The following is a 17,716-nucleotide window of genomic DNA, read 5'->3' on the forward strand; positions in this document are numbered from 1 at the left end:
TCGTTTGCTTGCCTGTGGCAACCAAACATCTTATGGTTGCCTCAAGCAACGAATCGGGAGGCGTGTGATGGCCGCACAGGCGCAGTACGAAGAGCTGATCCGTCAGTTCAGCGCCTTCGGTGCCGTGAAACGGGAGATGGGACGGATCCTGCCGTCCGACTGCCCGAGCGGCTCGGCGGCCGTGCTGACGCTGCTCGGCCGACACGGCGACATGCGGGTGAGCAGGCTCGCCGAACTGCTGGCCGTGGACCTGTCGGTCACCAGCCGGCACGTCGCCCACGTCGCCGATCGGGGCTGGATCGAGCGGTCGCCCGATCCGGCGGACAAGCGCTCGCGGATCGTGGGCCTCACCCCCGAGGGCCGGCACAAGCTCGACGAGATGTCCCTGGCGACGTCCCGGATGCTCGCCGACCGGCTCGACGACTGGAGCGACGAGGAGGTCGCCCAGCTCACCCGGCTCATGACCCGGCTGCGCGCCAGCTTCGACGACTGCCGCGCGGCACCCCCGCGGCCGGCGCCGCCGCCCGACGGGCTCGACGCGACCACCCGTACACCCGCAAGCACCTAAGAGAAGGAAGCCCATGGCAACGACCACACCAGCCGGTGTGCGGGCTCATGCCAAGCACGGGGGAGGCTCCTCCGGCGGCCACGCTCCGATGACGCACCGGCAGATCATGGAGGCGCTCTCCGGGCTGCTGCTCGGCATGTTCGCCGCCATCCTGTCCTCCACCATCGTCTCCAACGCCCTGCCCGAGATCATCAAGGACCTCGGTGGCGGCCAGAGCGCGTACACCTGGGTCGTGACCGCCGCCCTGCTGGCGATGACGGCCTCCACTCCCCTGTGGGGCAAGCTCGCCGACCTGGTCAGCAAGAAGGCGCTGGTCCAGATAGCGCTCGTCGTCTACATCGTGGGCTCGGTCGTCGCGGGTCTGGCGCAGAACCCCGGCATGCTGATCACCGCCCGTGCGGTGCAGGGCGTCGGTGCGGGCGGTCTGTCCGCCCTGGCGCAGATCGTCATGGCGGCGATGATCTCCCCGCGTGAGCGCGGCCGCTACTCCGGCTACCTGGGCGCCACCTTCGCCGTCGCCACCGTCGGCGGCCCGCTGGTCGGCGGCGTCATCACGGACACCGACTGGCTGGGGTGGCGCTGGTGCCTCTACGTCGGCGTACCGTTCGCGCTGATCGCCCTGGTGGTACTGCAGAAGACGCTGCACCTGCCGGAGACCCGGCGCAAGGTCAAGGTCGACTGGGCCGGCGCGTTCTTCATCACCGCGGCGGTCTCGCTGCTGCTGATCTGGGTCACCTTCGCCGACGACAAGTACGACTGGCTGTCGTGGCAGACCGGCGCCATGGTCGGCGGCGCCGTCGCGCTCGCCCTGGTCTTCCTCCTCGTCGAGGCCCGGGCCGACGAACCGATCATCCCCTTGCGGCTGTTCCGCAACCGCACCATCGCACTGGCCTCGGTCGCCTCGCTGTTCGTCGGCATCGCGATGTTCGCCGGCACCGTCTTCTTCAGCCAGTACTTCCAGCTGGCGCGAGACAAGTCACCGACCATGTCGGGCGTCATGACCATCCCGATGATCGGCGGCCTGTTCGTGTCGTCCACGGTCTCCGGCCAGGTCATCACCCGCACCGGCAGGTGGAAGGCGTGGCTGCTGGCCGGCGGCGTGCTGCTGACGGCGGGCCTGGGCCTGCTGGGCACCATGCGCTACGACACCCCGTACTGGCATCTCGCGATCTTCATGGCCCTGATGGGTCTCGGCGTCGGCATGATGATGCAGAACCTGGTGCTGTGCACGCAGAACCAGGTCGACCCGACCGACCTCGGCGCCGCGTCCTCCGTCGTGACCTTCTTCCGCTCGCTCGGCGGCGCGGTGGGCGTGTCGGTGCTGGGCTCGGTGATGTCGACCCGGATCACCCACTACGCCAAGGACACCGTCGGCCAGCTCAGCCCGCGGGAGCAGCTGGCCGCGGCGAAGGCGAGCGGCAGCGGCCGGATCCCCGACATGGACGCCCTGCCGACCGGCATCCGCACCTGGCTGGAGGGCGCCTACGGCCACGGCATCGCCGACATCTTCCTCTACGTCGCCCCGATCGCCCTTCTCGCGTTCTTCGTGACCCTGTTCATCAAGGAGGTGCCGCTGCGCACCACCGGCGCCCTCGCCCAGGCCGCCGAGGCCGGAGCCGGAGCCGCGGCCCCTGCCACCCCGGCAGCCGCCGCCACGGTCACGGCCGTGGCCGCCGCCGAGGCCGACGCACTGACCGCCGGCGCCGGCGACGCGGACGGCCGCGACGTCGAACTCGCGCACCCGGGCGAGTAGCCGCCCCCCGGCTCGTGGCGGGCGTGTGGATCTCCCGCGCGCCCGCCACGGGCCGGACTCGTCGGGTCGGCATCCCGGTCCGACGAGTCCGGCCGCGGATGCGGGCCCGGGACGCCGGCCCGACGGCCCCGTACGGGGCCGTCGGAGTGGAAGAACGGAGTGGGGCCGGCCGCAAGGATCCGCCGACAGGACTGACAGGCCCACGACTTCGCCCTGTGCGACCACCCGGTGGTGCAGGCGGGCATCGCGGCGATCGGTACGGCCGTCGGGGACCGAGGTGGAGATCCGGGTGGTGCGGCGCGCGTCGCCGCCACAGGCGTGGGCTCGGCAGGACCGGGCCGCCCGCACCGCGTGAGGACCGCGGGCCCGTGCCCCTGCGGTGCTGCGGGCCCACGGTCGCAGCACGCCCTACGCTGAGCCCATGGCGCCGAACATCGCGACGAACACGACGGTTTCCCTCGACGAACTGCTGGACTTCGTCCGTCCCCGGCACCGGGCGATCCTGCTGACCCGGCGGGCCGACGGCAGTCCTCAGGGCTCGCCGCTGACCTGCGGGGTCGACGACTCGGGACGCATCGTCGTCTCCACGTACCCCGAGCGGGCCAAGACACGGAACGCCAAGCGGGACGAGCGGGTCAGCCTCGTCGTGCTCAGCGAGGAGTGGAACGGGCCGTGGGTCCAGATCGACGGGACGGCGGAGGTCGTCGACGCTCCGGACTCCGTCGAGCCGCTCGTCGAGTACTACCGCAACATCGCGGGCGAGCACCCGGACTGGGACGAGTACCGGGCGGCGATGGTGAAGCAGGGCAAGTCGATCATCCGCGTGACACCGGTGCGGTGGGGTCCGGTGGCGACGGGCGGATTCCCGGCGCGGCTGGCCCAGGACCCGCATTAGCGGAGCCGGTCAGCCCCGTTCGGCCGTCGCCTCGATGCCCGCGATCAGCAGGTCCAGGGCATGGTCGAAGTTCCGTTCCGTCGTCTTTGCGGCCGTGTCGCCGTCGTCCCCCGTGCCCTTCCCGGACTCCTGGACGATCTCGGCGAGGGTCGGCGCCTCGGCCGCCCCTGCCGCCTCCTCCGTGTGTGCCGGACGTACGCGTCGGAGGTCGTCCCGAAGGCAGCGCCACGCGTGTGGAAGCAACCCTCCAGGGTTCCGTAGCCGTACACGAACTGGAGGACCGCGGCGACCGCGCTCGTGATGCGGGCCCGGTCCCGCCTCGACGGCTGCCCGCCGCCGCGTCGACCACGCGCCCCGCCCTCCAGCCGGACACTGCTGCGGGCAGCGCTCCTGGCCTGCCGGCCCGACCTGGTCATATACGGGTAGCCTGCCTCGACCGACTCGGCGGCACCGTCGCACGGGCCACCGGTGGGCACGATGAACGGCGCGCGCCGTGCGGTACCCGCCGCCGCACGCTACCCAGGCCGACGGGTCCTCGGACCGTTCGTGCGGACGTACGGCGCCTTGGTTCACGGCCCGTGAGCCCGCGGGCCCTACGGACCATGCAGGCCGTGCGGGACCGCGGATGCGCCGGTGGGTGGAAAGCCCGCGGGCCGTCCGCCCTCGCCGCCCGGACCGTCGGGGTGTCGTCGAGCGCGGGCCGGGACGTGCGGACACCGCACAGCGAGGGCGCTGTGCGGTGTCCCGTGGCCTTCCGCCTGCGAACCGGACGGGGCGCCCGTCGGCTCAGCCGCTCGCCTTCTGCGTGAGGTCGTAGAAGGTGGCCGAACCGACCGTGACCTTCTTGAAGTTGGCCTCCACCCAGGAGGTGATCTGCGACGACGTGCCGTCGCTGCCTCCGCGCATGCCACCGGCTCCGGTGCCGCCGGCGATGAAGTAGTGGATCTTGCCGTCCTCCACGTACTGCTGGAACTGGGCCAGCGTCGGGGACGGGTCGGTACCGTTGAAGCCGCCGACCGCCATCACCGGTTCACCGGTGGCCAGCTGGTAACTCGCCGCGTTCTGGGCGCCGATGGCAGCCGCAGCCCAGGTGTAGTCGTCCGCGTCGGTCTTCAGCAGGCTCTCGGCCTGGGAGTCGACACTGGCGCCGTTGAGCAGACCGCCCATGCCTCCGCCGCCGCCCATGCCGCCGTTCTGCCTGCCCTGGCCCTGCTGACCCTGACCCTGCCCCTGACCTTGCTGACCCTGCCCCTGACCTTGCTGACCCGGCGCGCCCCTACCGGGGAAGCCGCCGTTGCCGCCGCCCGGGAAGCCCTGGCCGCCGGGACCGCCCTGGGCGTTGCCGTTGCCGTTCGGCTGACCCTGCTGACCCTGCTGGCCCGGCATTGCCCCGCCCGGGAATCCGCCCCGGCCGCCGGGACCGCCGCCGGGGCCACCGCCCCGGCCGCCCATCGTGCTCGCGCCCGCCGGGCCGGCTGTGACGATGGAGCCGGTGTGGCCCTGCTGGAGCGTGCTGAGGGTGTAGGCGGTCGGGCCGGCGAGGGAGGCGGCCACGCCGACCGCGGCCGCGGCGAGGGCGAGCTGCCGGGTCAGCCTGCCGACGAAGATCAGGCCGAGGGCGGCGGTCAGGCCGCCGACCAGCACCAGCCACTTCAGCCAGGGCAGATAGTCCGGGGTGCGGTTGAGCAGTGCGTACCCCCAGGCGGCCGCGGCCACCACGGCGGCGGCGAGCGCCGGTCCGGCCCAGGTCTCCCGGCGGCGCTCCCACAGCAGCCCGGCTCCCATGCCGACCACGGCTGCCAGGTAGGGCGCGAGGGCGACGGTGTAGTACTGGTGGAAGATGCCCGCCATGTAGCTGAAGACGACGAGCGTCATCAGCAGCGAACCGCCCCACACCAGGAGAGCCCCGCGTGTGACGGAGGTGCGGCGGGCCTTCCGCGTCGCCCACAGGCCCGCGGCCAGCAGGATCAGCGCGGTCGGCAGGAGCCAGGAGATCTGGCCGCCGATCTCGGAGCCGAACATGCGGTCCCAGCCGGTCTCGCCCCACTTCCCGCCGCCGTTGCCGCCGCCGCCACCGCCGCCGACGCTGCCGGTCTCGTCGCCGTTGAGGCGGCCCAGACCGTTGTAGCCGAAGGTCAGCTCCAGGAAGGAGTTGTTCTGCGAGCCTCCGACGTACGGGCGCGAGGAGGCCGGCCACAACTCGACGATCGCGACCCACCAGCCCCCGGAGACGACCAGCGCACCGGTGGCGAGGGCCAGCTGCCCGAACCGCTTCCGCAGCGACACCGGCGCGCAGAGGGCGTAGACGGCCGCCAGCGCCGGCAGGATCAGGAACGCCTGCAGCGTCTTGGCGAGGAACGCGAAACCGATCGCGACGCCGGCCCAGAGCAGCCACTTGGTCCGGCCGTCCTCCAGTGCGCGGACGACGAGGTAGCAGGCGGCCGCCATGAGCAGCGCCAGCATCGCGTCCGGGTTGTTGAACCGGAACATCAGCGCGGCCACGGGCGTGAGAGCCAGCACCGCTCCGGCGATCAGTCCGGCCGCGGGGCTGAACCGGCGCCGTACGGCCGCGTAGACCACGGCGACCGTGGCGACGCCCATCAGCACCTCGGGGACGAGGATCGCCCACGAGTTCAGGCCGAAGATCCGCACCGACAGTTCCATCGGCCACAGGGAGGCCGGGGGCTTGTCGACGGTGATGGCGTTCGAGGCGTCCAGCGAGCCGAAGAAGAACGCCTTCCAGCTCCTGCTGCCGGCCTGGACGGCCGCGGAGTAGAAGGAGTTGGCGTATCCCGAGGCGCTGAGGTTGTACAGGTACAGCAGGCCGGTCGCGAGGAGGAGGCCGAGGAAGGCCGGGCGCGCCCAGCCGGGGTCCTCGGGTCGGCCGTGCCACAGCCGCCGCACGCCGGTCGTGGGCTGCCGCGGGGCCGCGTCGGCCGGCTCCGGCGGAGCGGTGGGGGGCGGTCCCCAGCTGGTGGCCTGGTCGAAGTGCGTGGTCATCGCGATTCCCTCGGGTCGGAGTCGTGCGGGTGAACCGGCTGGTGCTGCACGGTGACGTCCCGCCAGGTGCCTTCCGCGGAGTCACCCGCGCGGAATCGGGCGGTGGGGTCGAAGGCGTCGTGGGCGCCGTGGGCGCCGTGGGGGGCCTGGGGGTCGTAGGAGACGTGGGGGCCGTACGACGGCTCGGGGCCGTACGACGGCTCGGGGCCGTACGACGGCTGGGGGGTATGGGGCCGCTGGGCGACGTACGGCGGGTGAGAGGCGTACGACGCGTGGGGGCTGCGGGACGGCGTCAGGTGAAGGCCGTGCGAGCCACGTGTGCCGTCGGCGCCCCGCGCGACCGCTCCGGACCGGTGCTCCTGCTGGGGCTGCTGGGGCTTCTGCCAGCCGTCCTCCCGCTGGTCGGGGAAGACCCAGGCGCGGAAGAGCAGGAAGCGGAGCACGGTGGCCGCGAGGTTGGCGGCGACGAGGACGGCCAGCTCGGTGGAGTGCGCGGGGTCGGAGGTCGCCGCGTCGAGCGCGGCGAGCGAGCCGCTGGTGAGGGCCAGGCCGATGCCGAAGACGACCAGGCCCTGCGCCTGGTGCCGGACGGCGCCGCCACGACCGCGGACGCCGAAGGTGAGCCGCCGGTTGGCGGCGGTGTTCGCGACGGCGGAGACGAGCAGGGCGAGCGCGTTGGCGGTCTGTGAGCCGGTGAAGGAGCGGAAGACGCTGTAGAGCAGCAGGTAGAAGAGGGTGGACAGGGCGCCGACGACGCAGAACCCGACGAGCTGGCGCGCCAGCCCCTTGGGCACGTCCTCGATGTCCCGGTCCCGCGGGTCGTCCCCGAAGGGCCGGGCCAGCCGGTCCAGCGGCAGCGAGCCGGTGGCCAGCGCCCTGCCGACCCGCCACACGCCCTTGAGGTCGTCGGTGGCCGTCCTGACGATGTGCACGGTGGAGTCCGGGTCGTCGACCCAGTCGACGGGCACCTCGTGGATCCGCAGGCCGGCACGCTCGGCGAGCACCAGCATCTCGGTGTCGAAGAACCAGCCGGTGTCCTCGACGAGCGGCAGCAGCGCCTGGGCGACGTCCCTGCGGATCGCCTTGAAGCCGCACTGGGCGTCGGAGAAGCGGGCCTGGAGGGAGCCGCGCAGGATCAGGTTGTAGGTGCGGGAGATGAACTCGCGCTTCGGGCCGCGCACGACCCGGGCGCTGCGGGCGAGCCGCGAGCCGATCGCCAGGTCCGAGTGGCCGGAGATCAGCGGCGCCACCAGCGGCAGCAGGGCGTTGAGGTCGGTGGACAGGTCGACGTCCATGTAGGCGAGGATCGGGGCGTCGGAGGCGGACCACACGGTCCGCAGGGCGCGGCCCCGGCCCTTGAGGTCCAGGCGGAAGTGGGCGACCTCGGGGATCTCCGCCTCCAGCTGCTTCGCCACCCGTGGCGTGGCGTCCGTCGAGGCGTTGTCCGCGATCGTGATGCGGAACGGGTACGGGAACGTGCGTGCGAGGTGCTCGTGCAGTCTGCGCACGCACGGCGGGAGGTCCCTCTCCTCGTTGTAGACGGGGATCACTACGTCCAGAACAGGGGCGCCGGCCCCTGCGGCCGGGAGGTGCTCCCGCGCCGGCAGGGTGCCGGGAGAAGAGTCGGTTCGCATGCGAACGACTCTCGTCAAGCGCCCTGTTGCACCCGTGTGGCAGCGCTGTGCTGTGCCTGTGAGTCCGGTTGCGGGTGCGTTTCGGGCGCCGCGACCGCCGCGGACCGCGGGTGCCCCGCGGGTACCGGGGCCGGCAGGTGCACGGTGAACACGGTGCGCCCGGGCACGCTGTCGACGGTCACGGCACCGCCGTGCGCGGCGGCCACGGCCTGCACGATGGCCAGGCCGAGCCCCGTGGAGCCGGTGGCGCGCGAGCGCGCCGAGTCGCCGCGCGCGAACCGCTCGAACACCCGCGGCAGCAGGGCGGCCGGGATTCCCGGGCCGTTGTCCTCGACGTCCACGCACAGCCACGGTCCGCGCCGCTGCACGCGCGCGGTGACGGTCGTCCCCGGGGGCGTGTGGGTGCGGGCGTTGGCGAGCAGATTGACCAGCACCTGCTGCAACCGCGCAGCGTCCGCCAGGACCGACGCGGGCTCGTCGGGCAGGTCCAGCCGCCACACGTGGTCCCGCCCGGCCGCACGCGCGTCGCTGACGGTGTCGACGACCAGCGGCACGAGGTCGGTGTCGGTGAACTGCAGCGGCCGGCCGGCGTCCAGCCGGGCGAGCAGCAGCAGGTCCTCCACCAGCAGGGTCATCCGTCCGGCCTCGGACTCGATCCGCCCGAGAGCGTGCCGTGTGTCGGGGCCGACGTCCTCGCGTCCGCGCCGGGTCAGTTCGGCGTACCCGCGGATGGAGGCCAGCGGTGTCCGCAGCTCGTGGCTGGCGTCGGCGACGAACTGCCGTACCCGGGTCTCGCTCTGCTGCCGGGCGTGCAGGGCGCCGTGCACATGGTCGAGCATCCGGTTGAGCGCGACACCGACGCGGCCGACCTCGGTGTGCGGGTCGCACTCGGAGTCGGGGACGCGCTCGCTGAGGTTCACCTCGCCGGAGTGCAGGGGCAGTTCGGAGACGCGGGTCGCGGTGGCGGCCACCCTGCGCAGGGGGCGGGTGGCGACGCCGACGAGGACGTAGCCGGCGACGCCCGCGGCGACGAGGCCGGCGGTGGTGACACTGATCTCGACGAGGACGAGCGTGTTGATCGTGCTGGTGACGTCCTGCGTGGGCAGGGCGACGTAGTACGCCTCACCCGCCGCGGCGCCGGGGATGTACTGCACGCGGTACTCGCCCAGTCCCGGCACGTCCACGGAGTGCGCATCCCGGTCCCGGGGTACGGACGCGACCGCCGCCTGCTGTTCGGCGTCGAGCTGGACGGCCTCCACGTTCTTGAAGGCGCCGTTGCTGTAGTTCGTCTGCTCGCCGACGGCCGCGGCGGTGAGCGTGCCGTCCTCGACGTAGGCGGCGATGGTCCCGGGCTGGGCCGGCGGCTGCGTGACCAGCTTGCCGACCTTCTGACCCGCGGGGATCGACGAGGGCGGCGGCTCACCCGGCTTGTCCATCAGGTGGCCGCTCGCGGCCCGCTTGGCGGTGTCCCGGACCTTGTCGTCCAGTTGCTGGTAGAGGTGCGAGTGCAGGGCGAGCGTGGTCACCGTGCCGATCACCGCGCACACCACCGCGATCAGGGTCACCGCCGCGACGACGAGCCGTGTCCGCAGCGTGCGCGGCTGCCGTCCCCGCCTCTGCGTACGCGGTCGCCGCCGACCGCTCATGACACCGCTGGCTTGATCAGGTAACCGGCGCCGCGCCGGGTGTGGATCATGGGCTCCCGCCCGGCGTCGATCTTCCGGCGCAGGTAGGAGATGTACAGCTCGACCACGTTGGCCTGGCCGCCGAAGTCGTAGGACCAGACCCGGTCGAGGATCTGCGCCTTGCTGAGCACGCGCCGCGGGTTGCGCATCAGGAAGCGCAGCAGCTCGAACTCGGTGGCGGTGAGGTGGATGTTGTCGCCGCCCCTGGACACCTCGTGGCTGTCCTCGTCGAGCATCAGATCGCCCACGACGAGGACGGAGTCCGACCGCCGGTCGGCCGCACCGGACCGCCGGATCAGGCCGCGCAGCCGGGCGACGACCTCCTCCAGGCTGAACGGCTTGGTGACGTAGTCGTCCCCGCCGGCCGTGAGTCCGGCGATCCGGTCCTCGACGGCGTCCTTGGCGGTGAGGAAGAGGACCGGCACGTCGGGCAGTTCGCGGCGCAGCCGCCCGAGGATGGTCAGGCCGTCCATGTCGGGCAGCATCATGTCGAGCACGACCGCGTCGGGCCGGAACTCCCTCGCGCTCTGGACGGCGCCCTGGCCGTCCCCCGCCGTACGGATCTGCCAGCCTTCGTACCGCAGGGCCATGGACAGCAGCTCGGTGATCGACACCTCGTCGTCCACCACCAGCACGCGGACGGGGCTCCCGTCCGGCCTCAGCAGTTCGGTGCGCCCCTGGGGCGAGGTCGTGGTCATGCTGAACACGATGTCCGGGGGCTCTGAGAGGAGGCTTTCGACAGTCTGTGATTTCCCTGAGAAACACACAGGCGGTTCTCAGGCGGGGGCTGGGCGCGGGGGCTGGACGCGGGGCGGAGGCAGGGGCAGGGGCGGAGGCGCGCCACCGAACGGCGTTCCGGAGGAGTTGTGCGGAAGACGTCCCGGACGGCGTACGGGCGCGGGACGGGTCCTTCAGGAGCCGTGGGACGCGCACATCAGGAGGCGTCCGACGGGGCGGCGGGGGGCCGGGGTGGCAGGGGGACTCGGGACAGCGGAGGCGTGCGGGCGTGCGGGCGACCAGGGCACTCTTCCGGACAGCGGTGGCGCCCTGGGCATCGGGGCGGCGGAAGCTGTGGCTCCGCTCGACGCGGGCGATGTGACCTGCTCCCCCGCCGGAACGACTCCCGCAGGACAACTCCTCCTAGTGCCGCACCAGGCGACGTTCGCCCCGTCGCGGCGTCCGGCACGCACTCTCGCTGCACCGGACGAAAGCCCGAGTACATCCAGTACGAGGGCTTCCGGCCGGCACACCGAGAGCACGCACCGGACGCCGCCCCTTGACGGGCGAACGTTGCCTGCCGCGGCACTAGAACAACCCGTCCTGTGCGTGCGCGTCGGACTGCCGGAACCGCCGCACGGGCACGGAGATCCGGCCGTCCCCGGCGGACGCGGCCGGCACGATCCCCCACCCGCGCATGAGCCGGGTGTCGAGGACGACGACGGTGCCGTCGCCGTCCGCCGCGAGGTGCAGGTCCGGCCCGGCCGCGGCGACCAGCCGTCCACCGAACTCACTCCCGGCGACCAGCTCACCGACCTCCCCGACGGCGGCCGGGGCGTCGACGAGCCCGAAGACGCCGAGGTGGTCGACGGGCCGGAAAGGCCGGGGAGCGAGCGACTCGGGCCAACCGGGAAGGGCGAGGGCCCGGGCGTGCAGCTCGGCGATCTCGGCGGCGCGTTCGGCCTCGGCGGCGGGCAGCGCGGCCCGCACCGCCCGCTTCACGCCGTACGGAATCCGGTCGGGCACCCGCAGGGCCGCCCGGAGCAGTTCCTCTGCCCGCCGCGCCGCCATCAGCGGCCCGGCCCCGAGCCAGCTGAAGCAGACAGCACCCTGCTCCAGCAGCCGGGCGGGCCCCCGTTCCAACGCTGTGATGCCGACCTTGGCCAGGCCGGGCCCGAACCAGGCCAGGTAGACGTGGTACGGCCGGGGATCGTCCACGATCGTGTCGGCGGCGACGCTGTGCGCCCGGTCCAGGCGGGCGCACTCCTCACACCGGGCGCCCGTACTGCGTGCCGGCACCTCCGCCCGGGTCGGGCAGGCATGCCCGCGGGCCCCGACACAGATCCGCGCGCTGCCCTCGGCCACTCCGAAGGCCACGGTTCTCCCCCGGCTCAGCGCACTGCTGTGCCCTCCGCCCCAGCCCAGCACGGGGCCGCCGTACGACCACCGCAGCCCGGTGCAACGCCATGTCTGTGCCATCACCCGTGAGGGTAGGGGACGCCACTGACAGGCCCTGACGGCACGGACATCCGGGGGAACTGCGGTCACCGCACGGTGAGCCGGGTCTCCGACCCGATGCGGGTCAGCTTCTCCGGGTTGCGGACGTAGTAGAGGCCGGCGATCCGGTCGCCCTCGACCCGGACCGCCATGACGCCGTCGATCTCGCCGTGCACCCGGAAGAGCAGGGCCGGGTTTCCGTTGACCGTGGCGGGATGGGTGCTGAACGTGCCCGCGGCCTTGCCCGAGCCGCCGATGACGAACCGGGCCACCTTGTCGACGCCGACGACCGGCCGGCGCGCGGCCTGCTTGATGCCGCCGCCGTCGCTCAGCAGGACGACCTCGGGGGCGAGGACGTCCATCAGCCCCTGCAGGTCCCCCGTCTCGACCGCGCGCTGGAACGACTCCAGCACGGTCCGGGTCCGGCTCGCCGAGACCGCCTCGCGGGGGCGGCGGGCGTCGACGTGGCGGCGGGCACGGTGCGCGATCTGACGGACCGCCGCGGAGCTCTTGTCGACCGCGGCGGCGATCTCCTCGTAGTCGACACCGAACACCTCGCGCAGCACGAAGACGGCACGTTCCGTCGGCGACAGGGTCTCCAGGACGAGCATGAGCGCCATGGACACGCTCTCGGCGAGCTCGACGTCGTCGGCGACGTCGGGTGCGGTGAGCACCGGCTCGGGCAGCCACGGTCCGACATACGCCTCCTTGCGGCGTTTCAGGGTGCGCAGCCGGTTCAGGGCCTGCCGGGTCGTGATCCGGACGAGGTACGCGCGCTGGTCGCGCACCTGCTCCAGGTCCACACCGCCCCACCGCAGCCAGGTCTCCTGCAGGACGTCCTCCGCGTCGGCCGCCGAGCCCAGCATCTCGTAGGCGACGGTGAAGAGCAGGCCGCGGTGGGCGACGAAGGCCTGCGTGGCCGGGTCGGTGACGTGCTCGCTCATCTCTGCTTCCCTCCGTCGGAGCCGGTCAGGCCGTGTGCTGCGCCGCGACCGGGGCGGCAGTGGCCGCGGCAGCGGAGTTCCTCTCCAGCATCTGCCGCCGCTTGGCCCCTCCCGGAACCCGGTGCAGGCTGTACGACCCGGGCTTGCGTGCCTCGTCGGCCAGGTGCTTGACGATGCTGCGGCACACCAGCTCCTTGAGCCTGGCACCGGTGCGGCCGTCGATGTGGAACCCCACCGCGACGTCGTGGCGGCGGGCGAACTGGAAGATGCCGGCACGCCGTCCCAGGCTGATGCACTGGCCTGCGAACACCTGCTGCAGCGGGGAGGGCTGCTCGCCCGCGATGCGGCTGAGCACCGTGTCGGCAGCCCGCGCGCCGAGCGGCATCGCGGCCTGGCAGCTCATCCGCAGCGGCAGGTCGGACGGCGCCGCCGAGTCCCCGGCCGCGACGATGCGCTCGTCATCCACGCTCGTCAGGGTCTCGTCCGTGCGCAGCCGGCCCAGGGCGTCGGTGCTCAGTCCGCTGTGCGCGGCGAGTCCCGGAACGGTGAAGCCCGCGGTCCAGACGGTCACGTCGCTGGGCAGCGTCCGCCCGTCGGCGAGGCGGACGGCGTCACGGGTCACGGCGTCGACGACGGTTCCGGCGCCGTCGACCACGGTCACCCCGAGCGCGGCCAGCCGACCGGCGACCGACCGGCGGCCCCGGCGGTGCAGGTACGGGCCGAGCACCCCGCCGCACACCAGGGTCACCGCCCGTCCCTCCTCCGCCAGCTCGGCAGCGACCTCGATCCCGGTCGGCCCGGCCCCCACCACGGTCACCGCGGCGGACGCGGGGGCGGCGGCGAGTACCGGGCGCAGCCGCTCCGCCTCCTCGTAGGTGGCGATCGGGTGGGCGAACTCGGCCGCGCCGGGCACCCCCGGATCGGCGCTGCCGCTGCCCACGGCGTAGACCAGGTAGTCGTAGCCGACGGTGCCACCGCTCGCCAGCGTCACGTCGCGTCCGGCGGAGTCGATCCGCACCACGCTGTCCACGAGCAGCCGGACCCGCTCGCCCAGCACCTCCCGGTAGTCGACGACGGCGTCGTCCGACCCGCCGACCAACTGGTGCAGCCGGACCCGGTGGACGAAGTCCGGACGCGGGTTGATCAACGTCACGGTCACGTCGTCGCGCCGGGTGAGGCGGTTGGCGGCCATGACGCCGGCGTACCCGCCGCCGATGACGACGACATCGGTGTTCTCAGCCATGGTGTCTCCTTCGAGGTTCACAACGCCCTCCCCCGTATCCACGGGTTCGACCTCAAGACACCGGGTCCGTGACGACTGTGACATCCCGTGATCCAGATCACGTGAATGCACAGGTCGCGGCCCCCCGCGGCAGCCCGAGACCCGCAGGACACCGCCCGCTCCCGGCCCCCGGCTGTCGGCACCCGACAGCCGGGGGCCGCAGCCTGGTCCCGGGAGCGCGTCCCGCCGGCGGGACCCGGGACCGGTCTTCGGGGAGTTCAGCCGGCCCACCCCGCACCCCGGACCGCACGCCCCGCACCCCGCACCGCACGCCCCGCGGACGACGGCCTGCGCCGCGGGCTGCGGGAACCGGACCACCGCCACGGGGATCAGCCCGCCTCCTCCGCGTGCTCCGCGTGCTCCACCAGGGGCAGGAACTCGTCCTGCCGGTCCGCCAGCAGCCCGGCGGCCCCCGACAGCGGAACGAAACGGCACCGGAGCACCAGACCGCTGCCCTGGTCGCCGTCCCGACCGGTGACCGTGTGCGTCCAGCTGTCACGCGGCTCGGTGGTCCGCGCGTGGAAGAACACGGTGGCCCTCGGACGGCCGGTGTGCGGATGCGGACGCTGCTGCACCCGCCAGAGCGGCGCCGACCCTGACATCCACGGCGCCGGTCTCCTCCTCGACCTCCCGCAGAGCGGCCCGGCCGAGGAGTTCCCCCGCCTCCACGCCCCCGGCGGGCACCTGGACGCCGGCGTCGGCATGGTCCCGGTGCTCGAAGACGAGCAGTTCCGTGCCACACGGCGCAGTGCGGGTGACGCAGACGGCCACGCGGACGCGGGCGGATCGCATCCTGCCGTCCCTCCGGGCAGGCCGCGCCCGCCGTCCCGACCGCCGCGGCCGGGCGCCCACGCGACGACGGTGTCCGAGACGCCCGTGCGCCGCCACGACGACCGAGCGGAGGTCACAGAACGGCCACCCCTCGTGCACACTCTGCACACACGCCCCCGTCCGGCACTACGGTCGTCCCACCCGAACCATCCGGGGGGACGATATGACGAACCCGTACGCCGCTCCCAGACCGCCGGCACCACGCCCACCCGACACCCGCCCACTCCACAAACGCGTACTCGTGTGGGTCGGCGGAACGGCCCTGCTCATCACAGGCACGCTCATCGGCTCCGCCGGGGACGACGGGAAGCAGCCCGTCGAGACCAAGGTCAAACCGGCGACGACCATCACCGCGACGGTCACGGCCACGCCCGAGCCCGGCCCGACGGTCACGGAGACCGTGACCGAGACCGTCGAGGCCGAGGCGGAACCGGGCCCCACGGTCACCGTCACCAAGACCGCCACCGTCAAGGCCGCCGGCGACAGCGGTAGTGGCGGCAGCAGCGGCGGTGGCCAGGACAGCACCGGCACGTGCTCCATCGTCTCCAGCGCGGGAAACTGCTACTCGGCGGGCCAGTTCTGCCGGAACAGCGACCACGGCGCCGTCACCACCACCGCGGGCGGCACAAAAATCAAGTGCATGTACCGCTCGAACGCCTGGCGCTGGACCTACATCTGACGGCCCGGGGCAGCCACCACACATCGACGCTCCGTCATACGCCGGCGCCCTCCGAGGGCCTCGGCGCGACGCGGACCATCACGAGGAGCAAGGCCCAGGACACGCCGAAGAGCCCTGCGGCCACCAGTGACGACCGTGCCCCCATGGCCGCGGTGACCAGTGCGCCGATCGCGGCACCCGCGCCGAAGGACAGGATGACCGACGCGTACAGGACCGCGAGACGCAGGTCCGACCGGCTCCGGGTACGGCGTGCGGTCAGTACCGCGCCGGTGACCCTGGTCAGGTTCCCGGTCATGGCGACCGTGAGGAAGGAGGCAGGCCTCACCATCTGGAAGAAGACGACCTGGAGCGCGACGACGAATCCGACGGACGTGGTGATCGCGGTCTGCGGAATGCCCCCGGATGCCAGACCGATCACGGTCAGTACTGCGGTTTCCAGGGCGAGGGCGTACAGCAGCGGATGGCGGGCCGTGCGATCGGCCCTTGCCGCGGCGCCGCGGAGCGACACGGCCACGCCGACGCCTGCCACGAACGCCATCATGGGCCACAGGTGCAGCAGGGCTCCCTGGGATCGGGGCTGCGCCAGGTCGACACAGAACAGGACCAGATTCCCCGTCTGGGCTCCCGCGAAGACACCACCGTGAGCCATGTACAGGTAGGCGTCCACATAGCCGTTGGCCACAATGACCAACGAGCTGAGCGTGACGGGGACCGTGGTGTCTTCACTCATCCGGGCGCTCCGGGGCAGCGGTTGCACAAGGGGGCCGATGGGTGCCCCTGTCCGGCGCAAGGACACCTTCATACGGACGGTACGGGCCCGATGGAGATGCGTGAAACGGACTCACGGATCAGCTCCTCGGATCGTTCGGCGCATACGACGACGTGCTGGACGAGGGCAGCGGCCGAGGACGCCGACGACCGCGTAGGCGTGGCCGGACACCTCAGGCCTGGCCGGGCGGCCGGTTGACGTCTCGGATGAACATCCCGGGGGCTTGGGCCTGAGGGGCACGTGCCCGACGGGTGCGACTTTCCGTGAACCCCGGGACTGAGCCCGCAACCGAACGAGGTTGCCATCGAACCCTGCCGTCACGGCACAAGCCAGGGGCCTGTGGATCTCTCCACAGGGCCCCTGCTCCGCTGCGCACTCGGCAGGATTCGAACCTGCAACCTTCTGACCGTAGCTCTGAAGAGATCGGTCATTGCAGGTCATACAGGCTGCGGAGAGAGTCCTGATGGCCTATGCCGGGTGGTGGCGGTCGCTCAGGTTGCTGCACTTCGTTGCTGTACAGCAGGATCCGAACCGGGGGACGACGGTATGGAGCGCGAGCGAGTCGAACGGCTACTGGGTGGTGGCAACGGCACGTCGTTGGCTGCTCTGTCTGCTCTCCGCGCTGGCTCCTCCTACGTTGTCTGGGACGGAACCACGTGAGCCGAATCGCTCGCGACGGTCTACGGGCGCCGACTCCGGCACACCCTTCGGAGAGGCATCGAGACCTCCGGCCTCGCACGGGCCGTGCCGTGAACGGTGCTGAACAAGACGGAAACTGAGAAGGAAGACGGGACGAGCTGTCCGCCCAGTTCAGGATCCAGGACGGTACTTCTCTGGGGACATTCACTTCCCTGAGCGCGTCTCAGACGGAGGGATCGAGACTGGACGGGGGCATGTACCGTCCCGTGCTTGGGTGTAAGTGGCCGATGACCAATGTCATGGTCGCGGCGCCTGCCGCGAGCATCCCTGTGATGGCGTGCATGGCGCGCTGGTCGTGCTTGCGCAACGTGTCGTACTCGCTCTTCGACACCTCAACCTGCTCATGGGTGGGGCTGTCGAGATCGACGGCGTAGTAGCGACCGACTTCGGTCTTCCCAGCCTGACGTGAGGTGTCCGCGATCACGCTGCTGGCGGTCAGGCCTATGCCTGATGCGAAGATGCAGACCAGCGCGAGGCGCAGGGGCCGGGGGAGACTCTGCAGGGCTGGCCAGTGTGCTGCGCGGGAAAGCTTCCTGCCGCCGGCTTCCATGGCCATTCCGCGGCCGATGGTGACGATGAACAGCGGGAAGAGAAGCGCGAACTCGATCGCCAGCAACGGCCCACCGCTGTAGGGCAGTGGCGGGCCGGGCAGGAGTGTGAGAGCCGATACCAGCAGCGAGAACCCACTCAGCGTGAGTGCCGCTGCGTGGATCTTGAAGCTGGTCTTCATGATTCTCACCTGCCCTCTGATCAACGCTCACAA

15 protein-coding genes and 1 pseudogene are annotated in these 17,716 nt (G+C 72.2%); 4 read left to right on the forward strand and 12 right to left on the reverse strand.

What is annotated here, in order from left to right; genetic code table 11:
• Positions 1 to 67 precede the first annotated feature (67 nt).
• From JS756_RS03510 to JS756_RS03520, 3 genes and pseudogenes are all read left to right on the forward strand, one after another.
• On the forward strand, positions 68 to 568 hold the full coding sequence (locus JS756_RS03510; protein ID WP_205381419.1) for a MarR family winged helix-turn-helix transcriptional regulator: 501 nt from the start codon (positions 68 to 70) through the stop codon (positions 566 to 568).
• A gap of 88 nt (positions 569 to 656) precedes the next feature.
• A pseudogene (locus JS756_RS03515) lies at positions 657 to 2,264 on the forward strand (MDR family MFS transporter); the annotation flags it as partial.
• Positions 2,265 to 2,742: 478 nt separating this feature from the next.
• Complete coding sequence (locus JS756_RS03520; protein WP_205381420.1) at positions 2,743 to 3,216, forward strand: PPOX class F420-dependent oxidoreductase; 474 nt, start codon at positions 2,743 to 2,745, stop codon at positions 3,214 to 3,216.
• Between the two features lie 9 nt (positions 3,217 to 3,225).
• On the opposite strand, the gene JS756_RS03525 is transcribed toward JS756_RS03520, so the two are convergent.
• The 10 genes from JS756_RS03525 to JS756_RS36515 form a co-directional block, all read right to left on the reverse strand.
• Positions 3,226 to 3,459, reverse strand: a complete 234-nt coding sequence (locus tag JS756_RS03525) for a hypothetical protein (RefSeq protein WP_205381421.1) — start codon at positions 3,457 to 3,459, stop codon at positions 3,226 to 3,228.
• Between the two features lie 543 nt (positions 3,460 to 4,002).
• Positions 4,003 to 6,216 (reverse strand): glycosyltransferase family 39 protein, encoded by a 2,214-nt coding sequence (locus JS756_RS03530; protein WP_205381422.1) that lies wholly within the window; start codon positions 6,214 to 6,216, stop codon positions 4,003 to 4,005.
• Positions 6,213 to 7,850: a bifunctional glycosyltransferase family 2/GtrA family protein gene (locus tag JS756_RS03535; RefSeq protein ID WP_205381423.1), complete on the reverse strand. Its 1,638-nt coding sequence runs from the start codon at positions 7,848 to 7,850 to the stop codon at positions 6,213 to 6,215. The genes JS756_RS03530 and JS756_RS03535 overlap by 4 nt, the downstream gene beginning before the upstream one ends.
• Positions 7,851 to 7,864: 14 nt before the next feature.
• Positions 7,865 to 9,496, reverse strand: a complete 1,632-nt coding sequence (locus JS756_RS03540; RefSeq protein WP_205381424.1) for a sensor histidine kinase — start codon at positions 9,494 to 9,496, stop codon at positions 7,865 to 7,867.
• On the reverse strand, positions 9,493 to 10,233 hold the full coding sequence (locus JS756_RS03545; protein WP_205381425.1) for a response regulator transcription factor: 741 nt from the start codon (positions 10,231 to 10,233) through the stop codon (positions 9,493 to 9,495). The genes JS756_RS03540 and JS756_RS03545 overlap by 4 nt, the downstream gene beginning before the upstream one ends.
• Positions 10,234 to 10,840: 607 nt before the next feature.
• Positions 10,841 to 11,731: a DUF2797 domain-containing protein gene (locus tag JS756_RS03550; protein WP_205381426.1), complete on the reverse strand. Its 891-nt coding sequence runs from the start codon at positions 11,729 to 11,731 to the stop codon at positions 10,841 to 10,843.
• A 65-nt stretch (positions 11,732 to 11,796) separates the two neighbouring features.
• Entirely contained in the window at positions 11,797 to 12,693 is an 897-nt protein-coding gene (locus tag JS756_RS03555) for an RNA polymerase sigma-70 factor (RefSeq protein ID WP_205381427.1), read from the reverse strand.
• 25 nt (positions 12,694 to 12,718) lie between these two features.
• Positions 12,719 to 13,936 carry an NAD(P)/FAD-dependent oxidoreductase gene (locus tag JS756_RS03560; protein WP_205381428.1) on the reverse strand — a complete coding sequence of 406 codons (1,218 nt, stop codon included), beginning with the start codon at positions 13,934 to 13,936 and terminating at the stop codon, positions 12,719 to 12,721.
• Between the two features lie 368 nt (positions 13,937 to 14,304).
• The gene (locus JS756_RS36510) at positions 14,305 to 14,577 is read right to left on the reverse strand and encodes an NUDIX hydrolase (protein WP_240203313.1); all 273 of its coding nucleotides are present in this window, start codon (positions 14,575 to 14,577) and stop codon (positions 14,305 to 14,307) included.
• Positions 14,471 to 14,767 (reverse strand): NUDIX domain-containing protein, encoded by a 297-nt coding sequence (locus JS756_RS36515; protein ID WP_240203208.1) that lies wholly within the window; start codon positions 14,765 to 14,767, stop codon positions 14,471 to 14,473. Before JS756_RS36515 ends, JS756_RS36510 begins: the two co-directional genes overlap by 107 nt.
• A 202-nt stretch (positions 14,768 to 14,969) precedes the next feature.
• Between JS756_RS36515 and JS756_RS03570 the strand changes: the two genes are divergently transcribed.
• Positions 14,970 to 15,485 carry a hypothetical protein gene (locus JS756_RS03570; protein ID WP_205381429.1) on the forward strand — a complete coding sequence of 172 codons (516 nt, stop codon included), beginning with the start codon at positions 14,970 to 14,972 and terminating at the stop codon, positions 15,483 to 15,485.
• A gap of 34 nt (positions 15,486 to 15,519) precedes the next feature.
• Here the strand turns inward: JS756_RS03570 and JS756_RS03575 are convergent, their stop codons facing one another.
• On the reverse strand, positions 15,520 to 16,215 hold the full coding sequence (locus JS756_RS03575) for a YoaK family protein (protein WP_205381430.1): 696 nt from the start codon (positions 16,213 to 16,215) through the stop codon (positions 15,520 to 15,522).
• Between the two features lie 901 nt (positions 16,216 to 17,116).
• The gene (locus tag JS756_RS03580; RefSeq protein WP_205381431.1) at positions 17,117 to 17,683 is read right to left on the reverse strand and encodes a hypothetical protein; all 567 of its coding nucleotides are present in this window, start codon (positions 17,681 to 17,683) and stop codon (positions 17,117 to 17,119) included.
• Positions 17,684 to 17,716: the final 33 nt, after the last annotated feature.

This window comes from Streptomyces actuosus (assembly GCF_016921115.1).
GTDB classification, from domain to species: domain Bacteria; phylum Actinomycetota; class Actinomycetes; order Streptomycetales; family Streptomycetaceae; genus Streptomyces; species Streptomyces actuosus_A.

Excerpts from the sequence above, each read along its gene's own strand:
- JS756_RS03510 (WP_205381419.1), top strand. The coding sequence starts at position 68 with ATGGCCGCACAGGCGCAGTACGAAGAGCTGATCCGTCAGTTCAGCGCC.
- JS756_RS03520 (WP_205381420.1), top strand. The coding sequence starts at position 2,743 with ATGGCGCCGAACATCGCGACGAACACGACGGTTTCCCTCGACGAACTG.
- JS756_RS03530 (WP_205381422.1), bottom strand. The coding sequence starts at position 6,216 with ATGACCACGCACTTCGACCAGGCCACCAGCTGGGGACCGCCCCCCACC.
- JS756_RS03535 (WP_205381423.1), bottom strand. The coding sequence starts at position 7,850 with ATGCGAACCGACTCTTCTCCCGGCACCCTGCCGGCGCGGGAGCACCTC.
- JS756_RS03540 (WP_205381424.1), bottom strand. The coding sequence starts at position 9,496 with ATGAGCGGTCGGCGGCGACCGCGTACGCAGAGGCGGGGACGGCAGCCG.
- JS756_RS03545 (WP_205381425.1), bottom strand. The coding sequence starts at position 10,233 with ATGACCACGACCTCGCCCCAGGGGCGCACCGAACTGCTGAGGCCGGAC.
- JS756_RS03550 (WP_205381426.1), bottom strand. The coding sequence starts at position 11,731 with ATGGCACAGACATGGCGTTGCACCGGGCTGCGGTGGTCGTACGGCGGC.
- JS756_RS03555 (WP_205381427.1), bottom strand. The coding sequence starts at position 12,693 with ATGAGCGAGCACGTCACCGACCCGGCCACGCAGGCCTTCGTCGCCCAC.
- JS756_RS03560 (WP_205381428.1), bottom strand. The coding sequence starts at position 13,936 with ATGGCTGAGAACACCGATGTCGTCGTCATCGGCGGCGGGTACGCCGGC.
- JS756_RS36510 (WP_240203313.1), bottom strand. The coding sequence starts at position 14,577 with ATGTCAGGGTCGGCGCCGCTCTGGCGGGTGCAGCAGCGTCCGCATCCG.
- JS756_RS36515 (WP_240203208.1), bottom strand. The coding sequence starts at position 14,767 with ATGCGATCCGCCCGCGTCCGCGTGGCCGTCTGCGTCACCCGCACTGCG.
- JS756_RS03570 (WP_205381429.1), top strand. The coding sequence starts at position 14,970 with ATGACGAACCCGTACGCCGCTCCCAGACCGCCGGCACCACGCCCACCC.
- JS756_RS03575 (WP_205381430.1), bottom strand. The coding sequence starts at position 16,215 with ATGAGTGAAGACACCACGGTCCCCGTCACGCTCAGCTCGTTGGTCATT.
- JS756_RS03580 (WP_205381431.1), bottom strand. The coding sequence starts at position 17,683 with ATGAAGACCAGCTTCAAGATCCACGCAGCGGCACTCACGCTGAGTGGG.